The sequence below is a fragment of the Mycobacterium sp. 1164985.4 genome (genome assembly GCF_001668575.1).
Lineage (GTDB): Bacteria > Actinomycetota > Actinomycetes > Mycobacteriales > Mycobacteriaceae > Mycobacterium.
Genome location: NZ_LZMD01000025.1, coordinates 1 through 2,117 on the forward strand (window position 1 = coordinate 1; position 2,117 = coordinate 2,117).

The window sequence follows — 2,117 nt, forward strand, 5'->3', positions numbered from 1 at the left end:
GATCTCGATGATCCCGACAGCCGCATCTCCGCCCAGCTGGCCTACTGGCAGGATGCGCTGTCCGGTATGCCCGAGCGAGTGGTATTGCCCACCGACCGGCCATATCCGCCGGTGGCCGATTACCGCGGGGCCAAGGTCACCGTGGACTGGCCAGCCGAGTTGCAGCAGCAGATCACGCGGGTGGCACGTGAACACAACGCGACCAGTTTCATGGTGGTGCAGGCCGCGCTGGCGGTGTTGTTGGCCAAGTTGAGCGCCAGTTCGGATGTGGCGGTGGGCTTCCCGATCGCCGGGCGCCGCGACGCCGTCCTCGATGGTTTGGTCGGTTTCTTCGTGAACACCCTGGTGCTACGTGTGGAGGTGGCAGGTGACCCGACCGTCGCCGAAATTCTGGGTCAGGTGCGCCAGCGCAGCCTGAGCGCGTTCGAGCACCAGGATGTGCCCTTCGAGGTATTGGTGGAGCGGCTCAAACCGACCCGCAGCCTGACCCACCACCCGCTGGTGCAGGTGATGCTGGCCTGGCAGAACAACGATCTGACCACCGTGTTCGACCTCGACGATCTGCGAGTCACACCGCTGCCGGCCGAAACCAAGACGGCCCGTGTCGATTTGACGTTCGCGCTTTCCGAACGCTGGAGCGACGCCGGAACGGCCGCGGGAATCGGCGGAGAGGTGGAGTTCCGTACCGATGTGTTCGACGCGGCCAGCGTCGAGACACTGATCGAGCGGCTCCAGCGGGTGCTGACTGCGCTGACCGTTGAGCCAACCCGACGGCTGTCGTCGATCGATGTGCTCGATGCGGTTGAGCACGCGCGGGTGGATGACATCGGTAATCGGGCCGTATTGGTCCGGCCGGCGCCCACTGCGGTGTCGATCCCGGTGCTGTTTGACGTTCAGGTGGCCAGCGCCCCGAAGGCAGAGGCCATCAGTCATGACGGCCGCTCGATGACCTTCCGGGAGCTCGATAGGGCGTCGAATCGAGTGGCGAACCTGTTGGCCAGCCGTGGTGTTTGTCGCGGTGAGCGGGTAGCGCTGGTAATGCCGCGCTCGGCTGAGGCGATCGTGGCGATGCTCGGGGTGCTCAAGACGGGGGCGGCCTATGTGCCCATCGACCCGGCGCATCCGGATGCACGGATCGAGTTCGTACTCGCCGATGCCGCGCCGATCGCCGCGCTGACCACCACGGACTTGCGCTCGCGGATCGACGGGCGTGCCGAGTTCCTGGTCATCGATATCGACGACCCAGCCATCGACAGGCTCCCCTCCACCGCGCTGCCGGTGCCCTCCCCGGACGACATCGCTTATCTGATCTACACGTCCGGTACCACCGGCGTGCCGAAAGGAGTGGCGGTTCCGCACCGCAACGTGACCCGGCTGCTGGCGGTGTTGCACGGCGAGGTGCCTAGCTCGGCGGTGTGGTCGCAATGCCATTCGTTGGCGTTCGACTTTTCGGTGTGGGAGATCTTCGGCGCGCTGTTGAGCGGCGGCAAGGTCGTGGTAGTGCCGGATGCGGTGGTGCGCTCGCCGGAAGAATTGCACGCGCTGCTGGTCGCCCAGCAGGTCGGTGTGTTGAGTCAGACCCCGTCCGCGTTCTATGCCCTGCAGGCCGCCGATGGGTTGGCACAGGAGTTGGGTGATCAGCTCAAGCTCGAGACAGTGGTGTTCGGTGGGGAGGCACTGGAACCGCAGCGTCTTCGGGGATGGCTCAACCGTCATCCGGGCTTGCCGCGCCTGCTGAACATGTACGGCATCACCGAGACCACCGTGCATGCCTCGCTGCGTGAGATCGTCGCCGACGACGCCGAGGCCGCGGTCAGCCCCATCGGGGTCCCTTTGGCGCATTTGGGCTTCTTTGTCTTGGACGGGTCACTGAATGCGGCGCCAATCGGCGTGGTGGGAGAGCTGTATGTGGCCGGTGCCGGCCTGGCCTACGGCTATGTGGGTCGGGCGGGGTTGACGGGATCGCGTTTCGTGGCATGTCCTTTCGGGGCGCCGGGGGGGCGGATGTATCGCACCGGGGACCTGGTCTGGTGGGGTTCGGATGGTCAGTTGCGCTATGTGGGGCGTGCTGATGAGCAGGTCAAGATCCGCGGTTATCGCATCGAGTTGGGTGAAGT

The 2,117-nt window shown here is 65.5% G+C and carries 1 protein-coding gene; it reads left to right on the forward strand.

Features of this window, described 5'->3' with window-relative positions; translation table 11 throughout:
• Positions 1 to 2,117 (forward strand): non-ribosomal peptide synthetase (locus A5650_RS03450; RefSeq protein ID WP_156743991.1); only part of this gene is annotated, 2,117 nt, incomplete at both ends.